This window comes from Methylibium sp. Pch-M, from assembly GCF_004136295.1.
Lineage (GTDB): Bacteria > Pseudomonadota > Gammaproteobacteria > Burkholderiales > Burkholderiaceae_C > Methylibium > Methylibium petroleiphilum.
Genome location: NZ_CP029606.1, coordinates 2491551 through 2504608, shown reverse-complemented (window position 1 = coordinate 2504608; position 13058 = coordinate 2491551). Strand labels below are relative to the sequence as shown.

The window sequence follows — 13058 nt, the reverse complement described above, 5'->3', positions numbered from 1 at the left end:
GCAGTTGCGGCGCGGACTGAAGGCCTGCGTGCGCGTCCGGACCCGGATCAGAAGGTTTCCCAGTCGTCGCCCGGCGTGGCGGTCGCCGCGGCAGCCGCCACGACCGGGGCCGGCCTGGCGGCGGCCACGGCATCGCGCAGCACCGGCGGCGCCTTGGCGGCGCGCTGGGGTGCCGGCGCGGCCTGCACCGGTGCGCGCGGCGCGCTGGGCGCGGGCAGGCTCGGCGTGGCGGCAGCCGGCCGCGACACCGCGGCATGCGCATCGACGCGGAACACCGAGACCGAAGCGGCCAGACGGATCGCCTGGTCCTTCAGGCTCTCGGCGGCGGCGGCGCTCTCCTCCACCAGCGCGGCGTTCTGCTGCGTCATCTGGTCGAGGTTGGTCACCGCGGTGTTGACCTGGCCGATGCCGTCCGACTGCTCGGCGGCGGCGGCCGTGATCTCGCCGATGATGTCGGACACACGCTGCACCGAACCCACGATCTCGCTCATCGTGCGGCCGGCATCGGCCACCAGCTTGCTGCCCGACTCGACCCGCTCGACGCTCGCGCCGATCAGGTCCTTGATCTCCTTGGCGGCCTGGGCGCTTCGCTGCGCCAGGTTGCGCACCTCGCCGGCCACCACCGCGAAGCCGCGGCCCTGCTCGCCGGCACGGGCGGCTTCCACCGCCGCGTTGAGCGCCAGGATGTTGGTCTGGAAGGCGATGCCGTCGATCACGCCGATGATGTCGGCGATCTTCTTGCTGCTCGCGTTGATGTCGTCCATCGTCGACACGACCTGCGACACCACCTGGCCGCCCTTGGCCGCCGTGGCCTGGGCCGACGACGCGAGCTGGTTGGCGGTGCGGGCGGACTCGGCGGTCTGCTTGACCGTGCCGGTGAGCTGTTCCATCGAGCTCGCGGTTTCCTGCAGGTTGCTCGCGGTCTGTTCGGTGCGGGCGCTGAGGTCCTGGTTGCCGGTCGCGATCTCGCTGCTGGCGGTGGTGATGCTGTCGGTGCTCAGGCGCACCGCACTCACCATGTCGCGCAGCGAGGTCTGCATCTTGCCCAGGCTGCGCTGCAGGTCGGCCACCTCGTCGCGGCCCGTGGCCTCGATGGGCTGCGACAGGTCGCCGGCGGCGATCGCCTGCGTGCTGGCCGCGGCGCGGCGCAGCGGCGCCGTCACCGACCGGGTCAGGACCCAGGCGCTCAGGCTGCCGAGGACGATGGACACACCGGCCAGCACCAGCAGCATCAGCTTGCTGCGCTGCACGTCGGCCTTCACCGCAGCGGCGCTCTGCACGGCCAGCTCGCGCTCGAAGTTGCTGAAGTCCTCGATGGCCGCCAGGTAGACCTTGGAGGCCGGCAGCAGGCTCTTCTCCAGGAGCAGCTCGACCGCCGCGACGTCGCCGGCCTTCAGCAGCGCCAGCGCCGCTTCGCGCTGGTCGATGTAGGCCTTGCGCTTGCCGGAAATGTCGGCGAACAGTGCCTTGCTGCGCTCATGGCTCAGCTCGGCCTCCAGTTCCTTCTGCACGCGCGTGATCTGCTCGCTGGTGTCCTTCATCTGCGGCGTGAGGAACGCGCTCATCTGCGGCAGGCCACCCGACTTCACGATCGCGATGGTGCGGCTGACGTTGAGCGTGGTCAGGTTCTTCCATTCGTCGGCCCGCGCCACGCGATGCTCCACGTCGAGCGCGCTGTCGAAGCCCCGTTCGGTCATCACGAGTCGCGAGAATGAGAGCATGACGATCAGCACCAGCAACAACAGCACGGTGCCGAAGCCTGCCCCGAGTCGGGCGCCGATCTTCAGTTGGTCGAGTTTCATCTTGGAGTCTTTCCGGGAGAGCGGGAATCGGGTCGGGCGGGGACGGCCCCTCAATGACGCGAGCGCCGCACCAGCGAGCCCACGTCGAGGATGAGGGCGACGCGGCCGTCACCCATGATGGTGGCGCCGGAGATGTCGTCGACCTTGCGGTAGTTGGCCTCGAGGTTCTTCACCACGACCTGCTGCTGACCGATCAGCTCGTCCACCAGCAGCGCGATGCGGCCGCCCTCGGCCTCGATCACGACCATGATCTCGCTGGCGTGCTCGTCGTTCGAGCGCGGCACATGGAACAGCTGCTCGAGCTCGAGCACCGGCATGTATTCCTCGCGCACCTCGACCACGCGGCCGCTGCCGCCGACGGTCTTGATGACGTTCTCGCCGACCTGGAAGCTCTCGACCACGCTGGACAGTGGCAGGATGTAGACCTCGTCGCCGACACCCACGCTCATGCCGTCCATGATGGCCAGCGTGAGCGGCAGGCGCACCGCGACGCGCATGCCGTAGCCTTCGGCCGAGTCGATCTCGACGGTACCGCCGAGCGAAGCGATGTTCTTCTTGACCACGTCCATGCCGACACCGCGGCCGGACACATCGGTCACCACCTCGGCGGTGGAGAAGCCGGGCTCGAAGATCAGCGCCCAGACCTCGCCGTCGCTCAGCGAGTCGGGGGCGTGCAGGCCGCGCTCGCGCGCCTTCTTCAGCAGCTTCTCGCGCGACAGGCCCTTGCCGTCGTCGCGCACCTCGATGACGATGCTGCCGCCCTGGTGGGACGCCGCCAGCGTGATCGTGCCGACCTCGGGCTTGCCCTTGGCGCGACGTTCCTCCGGCATCTCGATGCCGTGGTCGCAGGAGTTGCGCACCAGGTGGGTCAGGGGGTCGGTGATCTTCTCGACCAGGCTCTTGTCCAGCTCAGTCGCTTCGCCCTGCGTCACCAGCTCGACCTGCTTGCCGAGCTTGCTGGCCAGGTCGCGCAGCATGCGCGGGAAGCGGCTGAACACCGTCTGCATCGGGATCATGCGGATCGACATCACCGCTTCCTGCAGGTCGCGGGTGTTGCGGTCCAGCGCCGTCAGGCCCGAGACCATGCTCTGGTAGAGCACCGGATCGAGGTGGGTGCTGTTCTGCGCCAGCATGGCCTGGGTGATGACGAGTTCGCCCATCAGGTTGATCAGCTGGTCGACCTTCTCGACCGACACGCGGATCGACGATGCCTCCAGCGTGGCGGCCGGGGCCTTGCCCTCGGCCTTGCCGGCCGCCTTCGGAGCGCCTGCAGCCACCGCCGGTGCTGCGGCCTCGGTGGGCGGCTGGGCGGAGGCGCCAGGCGCACCGGGCGCGTTGTCGAAGAAGCCGAAGCCCGGGTCTTCCTCGGTCATCGGCGATCCGGGTGCGTTGGGATAGAAGCCGTAACCCGGCGCGACGCGCTCGCCGCTCCAGGGGCGCAGCTGCACCTCCTCGCGCGCCACGTGGAAGCCGAACAGGTCGAGCAGGTCGGCGTCGCTGCTGGGCGTGGTGACGCGGAAGCGCCGCAAGCCGTCCTGCGGCATGCCGCCGTCGATCGGATCGATGGTGCCGAGGCCCTCGATCTCCTTGAAGAGTTCGACGATGCTGTCGGCCAGTTCGGGCTTCTGCAGCGGCCCGAGCGTCAGCTCGAGGATGCGGTCGCCGTTCATCGTGACCGGCACGTCGTCCGCCGCCTCGGCGGAGGCCGGCGCCGGTGCCGGCGCCGGCACGACGGCGGCCGGCGCGGCGGCCGCGACCGGCGCGGCCTTGGCAGCCGGCGCCGGGGCCTGGCCCCCCACGAAGGCGCGGATGCTGGTCAGCAGCTCCGAGGTGTCGAGCACGTCGCCGCCCGCACCCTGGTGGCGCGCCAGCTGCGAGCGCAGCGCATCGCCCGACTGCAGCAGCACGTCGACCATCGCCGCGGTCGGCTGCAGCTCGTGGCGGCGCAGTTTGTCGAGCAGCGTCTCCATCTGGTGCGTCAGCTCGGCCACGTCGGCGAAGCCGAAGGTCGCCGCGCCGCCCTTGATGGAGTGGGCGCAGCGGAAGATCGCGTTGAGTTCCTCGTCGTCGGCCGCGGCCACGTCGATCGCGAGCAGCTGCTGCTCCATGCGATCGAGGTTCTCGCCGGCTTCCTCGAAGAAGACCTGGTAGAACTGGCTCAGGTCGATGCCGGCGCCCTGGTTGGCACTGGCCGTGTTCGTGTCGCCCATGTCGATTCCTCGTGTCTCGTCTTGACGGGGCTCAGCGAATGACCTTCTTGATCACCTCGAGCAGCTTGGCCGGATCGAAGGGCTTGACCATCCATCCGGTCGCACCGGCGGCCCGGCCGGCCTGCTTCATCTGGTCGCTGGACTCGGTGGTCAGGATCAGGATGGGCGTGGCCTTGAAGCTCGGGTGCTCGCGCAGCTTCTTGGTCAGGCCGATGCCGTCGAGCTGGGGCATGTTCTGGTCGGTGAGCACCAGGTCGAACTGGCGCTGCGCGGCCTTGTCGTACGCGTCCTGGCCGTCGACGGCCTCGGTGACGTCGTAACCAGCGCTCTTGAGGGTGAAGGACACCATCTGCCGCATCGATGCGGAATCGTCCACGGCCAGGATTGAATGCATTGCGCTCTCCGGATTTCTCGGTGACTTATCGGTTGCTGGAGGAACTACTTGAGTGCGGCGACACCGCGCTAGAACAGCTCGACGGTGCCGGCGTCCATTTCGTCCTGCGTCACGGGATTCGGACGCAGCGGCGGGGGGGCGATCACCGCCTCGCCGTCGCCGTCGGCGCCGAAAGCGTCGCGCGCCAGCTGGTCGGCGCAGTTGCGCAGGCGCTGGTGGGTGTGGGCGATCAGTTGCGAGGCCATGTCCTGGAACTGCAGGGCCGTGACGGCTTCGCCGAGCAGGCGGCGCACGTCGCGCACGGTGCCGGCGTCGATCGCGTCGCCACCGTCCAGCTGGCCGACGGCGCCGTGGAAGCGCTGCATCAGCGCATCGCAGGTGTCGGCGAGCAGGCGCTGCAGGCGGTCGAGATCGTTGCTGGCCATCATCAGATGGTCCTGCAGGTCCGCAGCCAGCAGCAGCGGCAACGCCGGTTCGGCGGAGATCTGGGCTTGTGGCATCGTTGTCTTCGCAAGTGGGCGCAGCGCGAACGCTGCGGGCGTGCGCCCGTCCTCACGCGCCCGGGGCGCGCTGCCTCCGGTCGGGTGCGGCTTGGCACAATTCTTCGCCAGCCCTCCGTTCCGCGGTGTCAAGATCACGGGGCCAAACGACCGCCAGTTCGACCCTTCCACCCATGCCGGCACCCGACCTGTCCCCTTTGCCCCCCGCTCTGTCCACCGTGCCGCTGCGGCTGCGGGTGCTGCACCTGGAGGATTCGGAACTCGATCACGAATTGATGCTGGCCCACCTGCGGCGTGGCGGCATCGATCCCGACGCGCTGCGCGTCGAATCCGAGGCCGGGTACCGGGCTGCGCTGGCCGAACCCTGGGACGTGGTGGTCAGCGACTACAACCTGCCGGGCTTCTCGGGCCTGCGCGCCCTGGAGATCCTGCGCGACAGCCGGCTGCTGCTGCCCTTCATCCTGGTCTCGGGCGAGATCGGCGAGCAGGTGGCGGTGCAGGCCATGCTGACCGGCGCCAACGACTACCTGCTGAAGGAAAACCTGGCGCGGCTGGTGCCGGCCCTGCTGCACGCGATCGAAGGCACCGAGGCGCTGCGTGCCAAGCAGGAAGCCGACCTGGCCCTGGGCCAGAGCGAGCAGCGCCTGCGCGAACTGGCCCAGCACCTGCAAGCGAACATCGAGGCCGAACGCACGGCGATCGCCCGCGAGATCCACGACGACGTGGGCGGCTCGCTGACCGCGCTGAAGTTCGACCTGGCGTGGATCGAGCGGCACGCCCGCGACCCGGCGGTGGCGCAGCGCGCGCAGGGCGCACTGGAGACCGTGACGTTGGCGATCGAGTCGAGCCAGCGCATCATGCACAACCTGCGCCCGGCCATCCTGGAACAAGGCCTGATCGCGGCGCTGCAGTGGATGACCCAGCGCTTCGAGAAGCGCAATGGCGTGGTGACGGTGTTCCGCACCAGCCGCGACGAGTTGCCGCCGCTGCCGGCGGGCGTCCCTCTGGCCGCCTACCGCACTGCGCAGGAGGCCCTGACCAACATCAGCAAGCACGCCTACGCCACCCGCGTGGAAGTCGATCTCACGGTCGCCGGCCGCGTGCTGTCGCTCGAGGTCAGCGACAACGGCCGCGGCCTGATCCAGGAGGACCTCGCCAAGGCCCGCTCCTTCGGCATCCGCGGACTGCGTGAACGCGCGGCACAGGTCGGCGGCTGGGTCGACCTCTCCAGCGGACCGGGCGGCACCACCATCATCCTGTCGGTGCCGCTCGAGGCCGGCGGGGATACCGGGCCCGGCGAGTTCGACGGCCTGCAGGACGACCCGGACGACCCGACCTCCTGGGACATGCTGCGGTGAAGGCGGCCCCTGCGATGGGCTGGCCCGACGGGCCGTGACCGCGGTAGAGTGGAAGCATGCAGTCATCCTCCCTCGCAGCGCCGTCATGACCGTCCGCGTCATCCTCTGCGACGACCACGCACTGATCCGGCGCGGCATCCGCGACACGCTGTCGGATGCGCCCGACATCGAGGTCGTGGGCGAGGCGGGCGACTACGGCGAGCTGCGCAGCCTGCTGCGCGACACCGACTGCGACGTGCTGGTGCTCGACATCAACCTGCCGGGTCGCAGCGGCCTCGACGTGCTGCACGTGCTGAAGGAGGAAGGCTCGGCGCTGCGCGTGCTGGTGGTGTCGATGTACCCCGAGGACCAGTATGCGATCCGCGCGCTGCGCGCCGGCGCCTACGGCTACGTCAACAAGGGCAGCGACACCCAGCTCATCGTCGAGGCGGTGCGGATGGTGGCCAAGGGCCGCAAGTACATCACGCCCGAGATCGCGCAGATGCTGGCCGAGAGCCTGAGCCAGCCGGCCACCGAGATCGCCCACGAGAAGCTGTCGGACCGCGAGCTGCAGACGCTGGTGCTGATCGCGTCGGGCAAGCGGCTGTCGGACATCGCCGCCGAACTGACGCTGAGCCCGAAGACCGTCAGCGTCTACCGCGCCCGCGTGCTGGAGAAGCTGGCCCTGACCAACAACTCCGAGCTCACGGTCTACGCCATCCGAAACGGCCTGGTATGAGGCTCGGCCGCGACCGAGCCTGACCCCCGTCTCCATTCATCTTGTGCAACGCCCCGGGAGAGCCGCGATGCTGAGCCTGCGCCCCAACTGCGAATGCTGCAATGCCGATCTGCCGCCCGAAGCGGCCGACGCGCGGATCTGCAGCTTCGAATGCACGTTCTGCGCCGATTGCGCCGACACCCGGCTGCAGGGCCGCTGCCCCAACTGCGGTGGCGAGTTGCTGGCCCGCCCTCGCCGGCCGGCCGCGGCGCTGGCGCGCCACCCGGCCTCGACCGAACGGGTGTTCAAGCCCGCGGGCTGCGCGCCGTCCGGCGCCTGAACGCCGATGCAGGCCGAAGCCAGCGTGCGCCTGAGCGGCGGTTGCCTGTGCGGCGCGGTGCGCTACGAACTCGACCGGGCGCCCGGGCCGATCGTGCTCTGCCATTGCGGCCAGTGCCGCAAGGCGCAGGGCTCGGCTTTCGCCACGGTGGCCCCGGTGGCCGTGGAAGCTTTCCGGCTGGTGCGCGGGGTCGATCGGCTGCGCGGCTTTCAGTCCTCGCCGGGCAAGTGGCGCAGCTTCTGCGGCGATTGCGGCTCGCCGATCCACAGCCGCCGCGACGACCGGCCCGCGGTGCTGCGGCTGCGCGTGGGCAGCCTCGACGATCCCTTCGACCAGCGGCCCGCCGCGCACATCCACGTGGCGTCGAAGGCGGCGTGGTGGACGATCGACGACGCGCTGCCGCAATACCCGGGCATCGAACCGGGCCGCTGACCGTCCGGCCCTACTGCAGGGTACGCAGGTGCACCACGCGCTGCTGGGTGCCCGGGTGGGTGGCGGTGGCCTTGATCATCGGCAGGTGCTGGAACAGGACCAGCGGCGTGTCCTCGGGCTCGCCCAGATGCCGGATCAGCCGCATCGCGAAGGCGTCGGCCTCGTATTCGTGCTCGTGCGACAGCTGCGAGGCCTCACGGCCCAGCACGCCGGCGATGGCGTCGGTGTGCGCCTGCACCACCTCCCCGGGGATGTGTCGCTTGTAGAGTTGTCCGAGCTGAGCCCAGTGGCGATGCATCACGTGGCCGAGCTCGTGGGCCAGCACGAAGCTGCGCTCGCTCTCGCTCATGTCGGCGAGCGACACGTTCGCGGCGACCACGCGCCCCATCAGGCACACCGCGAGCAACGGCCCCCGCACGACCAGCAAGCGGACGTCACCGGGCGCGTCTGCCGCGTCCAGGACCCGCTGGAAGCTGTGGCGAACCACCTGCACGGCAGGGTCGGCGTCGTCGACCTGGGCCTCGGTCAGCGCGTCGAGCTGCATCTGCTGCGAACGCTGCAGCACGGCCAGGATGTCGTCTTCGCACCATGCTGGTGCCGCAAACGAAGCAAGCAGGGACAACAGGATCGCGCGCATCAGAACCTCCGCACGTCAACATCAGGGTTGACCCTAGATTCCATGCAATCGCCGTACCAGATTCGCACAAAACGGGTGAAGTCCGTGCGCTCCTGCCGATCCAGGCCGTCCGGCCGCTACTGGAACTGCGCCAACATCCGCTCCAGCGCCATCGTGAACGGCTGTTCCATGAAGGGCAGGGTCAGCGTGATGCCGACCAGGCCGACGCCGAGCGTGATCGGGAAGCCGATCGCGAAGATGTTGATCTGCGAGGCCACGCGCGAGATCAGGCCCAGCACGAGGTTCATGAACAGCAGCATCGTGATGATCGGCAGCGCGATCCACAGCCCGAGGCGGAACACCTCCGCGCCCCAGAGCTGGGGTTGCAGGGCCGACAGGAAGGCGAGCGGTGCGGCCTCGGGCGTGGCCACCGGGAAGGCATGGAAGCTCTGGATCACGGCCGCGGTCAGCAGCAGGTGACCGTTCATCACGACGAACAGCCAGGCTGCGCTGGTGCCGAAGAAGCGGCTGACCGCGGTGGATTGCGAGGCGCTGATGGGATCGAAGAAGGCCGCGAAGTTCAGGCCCATCTGCAGGCCGATCATCTCGCCGGCGAACTCGATGCCGGCCATGACGATGCGCGCCGAGAAGCCGAGGGCCAGTCCGATCACCAGCTGCTGGATCACCGCCTCGAAGGCCTGTGCGCTGTCGAGCGCGATCACCGGCATCGGCGGCAGCGAGGCCTGGGCCGCGACGGTGATGAAGAAGGCCAGCGCCACCTTCACCCGCACCGGCACGCTGCGCATGCTCAGCACCGGGGCACTGACGAACAGCGCCAGCACCCGCAGGAAGGGCCAGACCATCGGGCTCAGCCAGGCGGTGAGCTGGGCCTCGTCGAAGGTGAACATGGTCGGTTCGTCGGGGGCGGCATCCGCCGGCCGCTGAAGCGGCTAGCCGACGACGGTCGGGATCGCCTGCAGCGTGCGCTGCAGGTACTCGACGATCGTGGTGAGCATCCAGGGCCCGGCGATCGCGAGAACCGCGACCGCGGCGATCAGCTTGGGCACGAAGCTCAGCGTCGATTCGTTGATCTGGGTGGCGGCCTGGAACACGCTGATCAGCAGGCCGACCACCAGGATGGTCAGCAGCATCGGCGCGCTGACCATCAACAGCAGGACCAGGCCCTGCTGGCCGAAGGTGAAGACTTGTTGGGCATCCATGGCGATCGGTCAGGTGGCGAAGGAGGCGGCGAGCGAGCCGAGCAGCAGGTTCCAGCCATCGGCCAGCACGAACAGCATCAGCTTGAAGGGCAAGGCCACCAGCACCGGGCTGAGCATCATCATGCCCAGGCTCATCAGCACGCTGGCGACGATCATGTCGATGATCAGGAAGGGAATGAAGATCAGGAAGCCGATCTGGAAGGCGCTCTTGAGCTCGCTGGTCACGAAGGCCGGCACCAGCACGCGGAACGGCGCGTCCTCGCCCTTCACCGCCGGGTCGAGCTTGGCGAGCCGGGCGAACAGCATCAGGTCGCTCTGGCGCGTCTGCTTCAGCATGAAGGACCGCATCGGCGCCTCGCCACGGGCCAGCGCCTCGTCGAAGGCGATCTGGTTGGCCGCGAAGGGCTTGTAGGCCTCGCTGTAGACCTTGTCGATGGTCGGCCCCATGACGAACAGCGTCAGGAACAGCGACAGGCCGATCAGCACCTGGTTGGGCGGCACCGACTGCGTGCCCAGCGCCTGTCGCAGCAGGCTCAGCACGATGACGATGCGGGTGAAGCCGGTCATCATCAGCAGCACGGCCGGCAGGAAGCTCAGCGCCGTGAAGAACAGCAGGGTCTGGATCGGCACCGAGTAGCTGGTGCCGCCCGCGCCCTGGCCGACGATCAGCGGCAGGTTCGCGTTGCCGCCCGCCGCCTGCGCTAAAGCCACTGCAGGAAACGCCGACAACACCGAGACGGCGGAGATCAGCGCGGCGCGCTTGTGGCGCGACAAGAAAGCGGCCGCCGTGGCGCAGCCACAACGGGGGCGGTCATTTCCTCGCATCACGGACCTTCTTCAGCAGCGCCGCGAACGGCGCCTCGGGGGAGGCATTCACCGTCACGTCGGCCTGTGGCGACAAGGTGTGCAGCGCCGTGATGGACTGCGGCGTCACGCCCAGCACCAGCCAGCGGCGCTCCTCGCCCTGGCCGACCTCGACGGTCACGATGCGCTGGTGCGGACCGAGCGCCATGCTGCCGACGGTGCGCGTCAGCGCGTTCGCGTTGCTCATCGCTGCGCCGTAGGGCGTGCGCTTGAGCAGCCACAGCGCCAGCGGGATCGCGGCCAGGATGACGATGAACCACAACAGGCCGAAGCCCAGGGAACCGGACATGGATTTCTCTTGCTTCCAGGCTTCCGGATCAGCCGCCGCGGCTCAGCCGGCGCATGCGCTCGCTGGGCGTCACGATGTCGGTCAGGCGGATGCCGAACTTGTCGTTCACCACCACCACCTCGCCCTGGGCGATCAGGTAACCGTTGACCAGCACGTCCATCGGCTCGCCGGCCAGCGCGTCGAGCTCCACCACCGAGCCCTGCGCCAGCTGCAGGATGTGCTTGATCGGGATGCGGGTGCGACCCAGCTCCACGGTGAGCTGCACCGGGATGTCGAGGATCATGTTGATGTCGTTGCCCGCGCCGCCACCCGGGGTGGGCGCGAAGTTGGCGAACGACGCCGGCGCCACCTGCTCGGCCGTCGTGACGACCTCGCTGCCGGGCGACTGTTGCTCGAGCGCGGCGGCCCACTCGGCGGCCATCGCGTCCTGTTCGTCGTTCGGTGCGGCATCAGCCATGGTGTTCTCCCAGCCAGGACGGGCCCTGGTTCGTCAGCAGTTGATCGATCTTGATGGCGTACTTGCCATTGCTCGTGCCGTAGTGGCAGTCGAACACCGGCACGCCGTCCACCTTGGCGTGGACCACCTGGTCCAGGTCGAGCTCGATGAAGTCGCCCGGCTTCAGCGCGAGCAACTGCTCGACCGTGGCCGGCGCCTGCGCCAGCTCGGCCACCAGGTCGACCTCGGCGGCCTGGATCTGCTGCGTCAGCAGCTTGACCCAGCGGCGGTCGGGCTCGTTGGCGTCCCCCTGCACGGTGGAGTACAGCGTGTCGCGGATCGGCTCCAGCGTGGCGTACGGAATGCAGAAATGGATGGTGCCGCTGGTGTCGCCGATCTCGACGGTGAACGAGGTGGTCACGACGATCTCGCTCGGCGCGGCGATGGTCGCGAACTGCGGCTGCATCTCCGAGCGCTGGTACTCCAGCTCAACCGGGTAGACGCCAGCCCAGGCCTTCTTGTACTCGGCCGAGATCACCTCGACCAGGCGCGAGATCACGCGCAGCTCGGTGGGCGAAAAATCACGCCCCTCGATGCGGGTGTGGAACTTGCCGGCGCCGCCGAACAGCGCGTCGATCACCGCGAACACCAGCGTCGGGTCGCAGACGATCAGCCCGCTGCCGCGCAACGGCCGCACCGCCATGATGTTGAAGTTGGTCGGCACCACGATCTCGCGCAGGAAGGCGCTGTACTTCTGTACCTTGATCGTGCCGACCGCCACCTCCGGCGTGCGCCGGATGAAATTGAACAGGCCGATGCGGATGTTGCGGGAGAAGCGCTCGTTGATGATCTCCATCGTGGGCATGCGCCCACGCACGATGCGCTCCTGGCTCGCCAGGTTGTAGTCGCGCACGCCCCCCTGCTCGACCTCCTCGGTCTCGAGCTTCTGGCTCTCGCCGGTGATGCCTTGCAACAGCGCATCCACCTCGTCCTGCGACAGGATCTGCTGATTCATACCGAGGACTCCGCCCGGCCGCAAGCCGCGGTCGACACATCACGCCGACGACCGAGCAGTCGCCGCGGATCCGGCTCTGCCGGTCCGCCAGCGGCGCCCCCCTGGGGGGGAGCGGCGCAGCCGCAACGGGGGGGGGCGTCAATCATTGGATGATGAAGCTGGAGAAATGCACGTGCTCGACCGGGTTGTGCACGGCCGGGGCCTTCTTGCGCTTCTTCTTGACCGGCTTTTCTTCGGCGTCGGTGTCGGCCGCCGCGTCATGCGCCGGCGCGTCGTCGATCTCGATCTCGATGCCCAGGGGCCGCACCGACTCGCGCATGATCTCGGCCGCGAGCTTTTCCTTGCCGGCACGCTCGAGCAGCTCGCCCGAGGTCTTGTGCGACAGGATCATCAGCACGCCGTTGCGGATGGCCGGCATGTAGAGCTTGAGTTCCTCGGCGACCTTGGGGTCGTCGACCTGCAGCGTGACGCCGATCTGCGCGAAGCGCTCCTGGTCGCGGTCGGCCAGGTTCACGACGAAGGGCTCGAGCGGCAGGAAGTTCGGCGGCGCCTTGTGGTCCTTCTTGCCAGCATCGTGCGCCACTTCTTCCGCATCGTCGCCTTCCTCGGCGGCGGCAGCGGCCTCGGCGGCCTTCTTCTTCAGCAGGTAGACCGCGGCGCCACCACCGGCCGCCACGAGCAGCGCCACGATCGCCAGGATCATGACGAGCTTCTTCGGCAGGCCCTTCTTGGCCTTCTTCGGCACTTCGACGGCATCGGCCGCGGCTGCAGACATCGGGAACTCCTTGCCATGAACGCGCACGGAGCAGACGCCGCCGCACGCAGGGAATGGAAAGGATTATTCGAGCCGGCCCTCGCGGCGAAGCCGCGATAAGGGGGGCGAAA

16 protein-coding genes are annotated in these 13058 nt (G+C 68.8%); 4 read left to right on the top strand and 12 right to left on the bottom strand.

Annotated features, from left to right (window positions below; all coding sequences use genetic code 11):
• Positions 1–47 precede the first annotated feature (47 nt).
• The 4 genes from C1M51_RS12120 to C1M51_RS12105 all read right to left on the bottom strand — a co-directional run bounded on the left by C1M51_RS12120 (position 48) and on the right by C1M51_RS12105 (position 4906).
• Positions 48–1802: a methyl-accepting chemotaxis protein gene (locus tag C1M51_RS12120; protein WP_129450090.1), complete on the bottom strand. Its 1755-nt coding sequence runs from the start codon at positions 1800–1802 to the stop codon at positions 48–50.
• Positions 1803–1852: 50 nt separating this feature from the next.
• Entirely contained in the window at positions 1853–4012 is a 2160-nt protein-coding gene (locus C1M51_RS12115) for a chemotaxis protein CheA (protein ID WP_129450088.1), read from the bottom strand.
• A 31-nt stretch (positions 4013–4043) separates the two neighbouring features.
• Positions 4044–4406, bottom strand: a complete 363-nt coding sequence (locus C1M51_RS12110) for a response regulator (protein WP_011828184.1) — start codon at positions 4404–4406, stop codon at positions 4044–4046.
• A gap of 68 nt (positions 4407–4474) precedes the next feature.
• Complete coding sequence (locus C1M51_RS12105; RefSeq protein ID WP_011828183.1) at positions 4475–4906, bottom strand: hypothetical protein; 432 nt, start codon at positions 4904–4906, stop codon at positions 4475–4477.
• Between the two features lie 173 nt (positions 4907–5079).
• Here C1M51_RS12105 and C1M51_RS12100 point away from each other — a divergent pair, with 173 nt between their 5' ends.
• The 4 genes from C1M51_RS12100 to C1M51_RS12085 all read left to right on the top strand — a co-directional run bounded on the left by C1M51_RS12100 (position 5080) and on the right by C1M51_RS12085 (position 7733).
• Complete coding sequence (locus C1M51_RS12100; protein ID WP_011828182.1) at positions 5080–6264, top strand: histidine kinase; 1185 nt, start codon at positions 5080–5082, stop codon at positions 6262–6264.
• Positions 6265–6349: 85 nt separating this feature from the next.
• Positions 6350–6982: a response regulator transcription factor gene (locus C1M51_RS12095; RefSeq protein ID WP_011828181.1), complete on the top strand. Its 633-nt coding sequence runs from the start codon at positions 6350–6352 to the stop codon at positions 6980–6982.
• A 67-nt stretch (positions 6983–7049) separates the two neighbouring features.
• Positions 7050–7301: a DUF1272 domain-containing protein gene (locus tag C1M51_RS12090; RefSeq protein ID WP_011828180.1), complete on the top strand. Its 252-nt coding sequence runs from the start codon at positions 7050–7052 to the stop codon at positions 7299–7301.
• Between the two features lie 6 nt (positions 7302–7307).
• Positions 7308–7733 carry a GFA family protein gene (locus C1M51_RS12085; RefSeq protein WP_036234656.1) on the top strand — a complete coding sequence of 142 codons (426 nt, stop codon included), beginning with the start codon at positions 7308–7310 and terminating at the stop codon, positions 7731–7733.
• 10 nt (positions 7734–7743) lie between these two features.
• On the opposite strand, the gene C1M51_RS12080 is transcribed toward C1M51_RS12085, so the two are convergent.
• From C1M51_RS12080 to fliL, 8 genes are all read right to left on the bottom strand, one after another.
• Entirely contained in the window at positions 7744–8370 is a 627-nt protein-coding gene (locus C1M51_RS12080; protein ID WP_129450086.1) for a M48 family metalloprotease, read from the bottom strand.
• Between the two features lie 116 nt (positions 8371–8486).
• Positions 8487–9257: a flagellar biosynthetic protein FliR gene (fliR, locus tag C1M51_RS12075; protein WP_129450084.1), complete on the bottom strand. Its 771-nt coding sequence runs from the start codon at positions 9255–9257 to the stop codon at positions 8487–8489.
• Positions 9258–9299: 42 nt separating this feature from the next.
• A complete protein-coding gene (gene fliQ / locus C1M51_RS12070) occupies positions 9300–9569 on the bottom strand; it encodes a flagellar biosynthesis protein FliQ (protein WP_011828176.1) in 270 nt (89 codons plus the stop codon).
• A 9-nt stretch (positions 9570–9578) separates the two neighbouring features.
• Complete coding sequence (fliP, locus tag C1M51_RS12065) at positions 9579–10394, bottom strand: flagellar type III secretion system pore protein FliP (protein WP_409072603.1); 816 nt, start codon at positions 10392–10394, stop codon at positions 9579–9581.
• On the bottom strand, positions 10381–10722 hold the full coding sequence (locus C1M51_RS12060) for a flagellar biosynthetic protein FliO (protein ID WP_129450080.1): 342 nt from the start codon (positions 10720–10722) through the stop codon (positions 10381–10383). Before C1M51_RS12060 ends, fliP begins: the two co-directional genes overlap by 14 nt.
• 28 nt (positions 10723–10750) lie before the next feature.
• A complete protein-coding gene (gene fliN / locus C1M51_RS12055) occupies positions 10751–11179 on the bottom strand; it encodes a flagellar motor switch protein FliN (protein ID WP_011828173.1) in 429 nt (142 codons plus the stop codon).
• Positions 11172–12173 carry a flagellar motor switch protein FliM gene (gene fliM, locus C1M51_RS12050; RefSeq protein WP_011828172.1) on the bottom strand — a complete coding sequence of 334 codons (1002 nt, stop codon included), beginning with the start codon at positions 12171–12173 and terminating at the stop codon, positions 11172–11174. Before fliM ends, fliN begins: the two co-directional genes overlap by 8 nt.
• Before the next feature lie 142 nt (positions 12174–12315).
• Positions 12316–12948: a flagellar basal body-associated protein FliL gene (gene fliL, locus C1M51_RS12045; RefSeq protein ID WP_036234667.1), complete on the bottom strand. Its 633-nt coding sequence runs from the start codon at positions 12946–12948 to the stop codon at positions 12316–12318.
• Between the last annotated feature and the right edge of the window lie 110 nt (positions 12949–13058).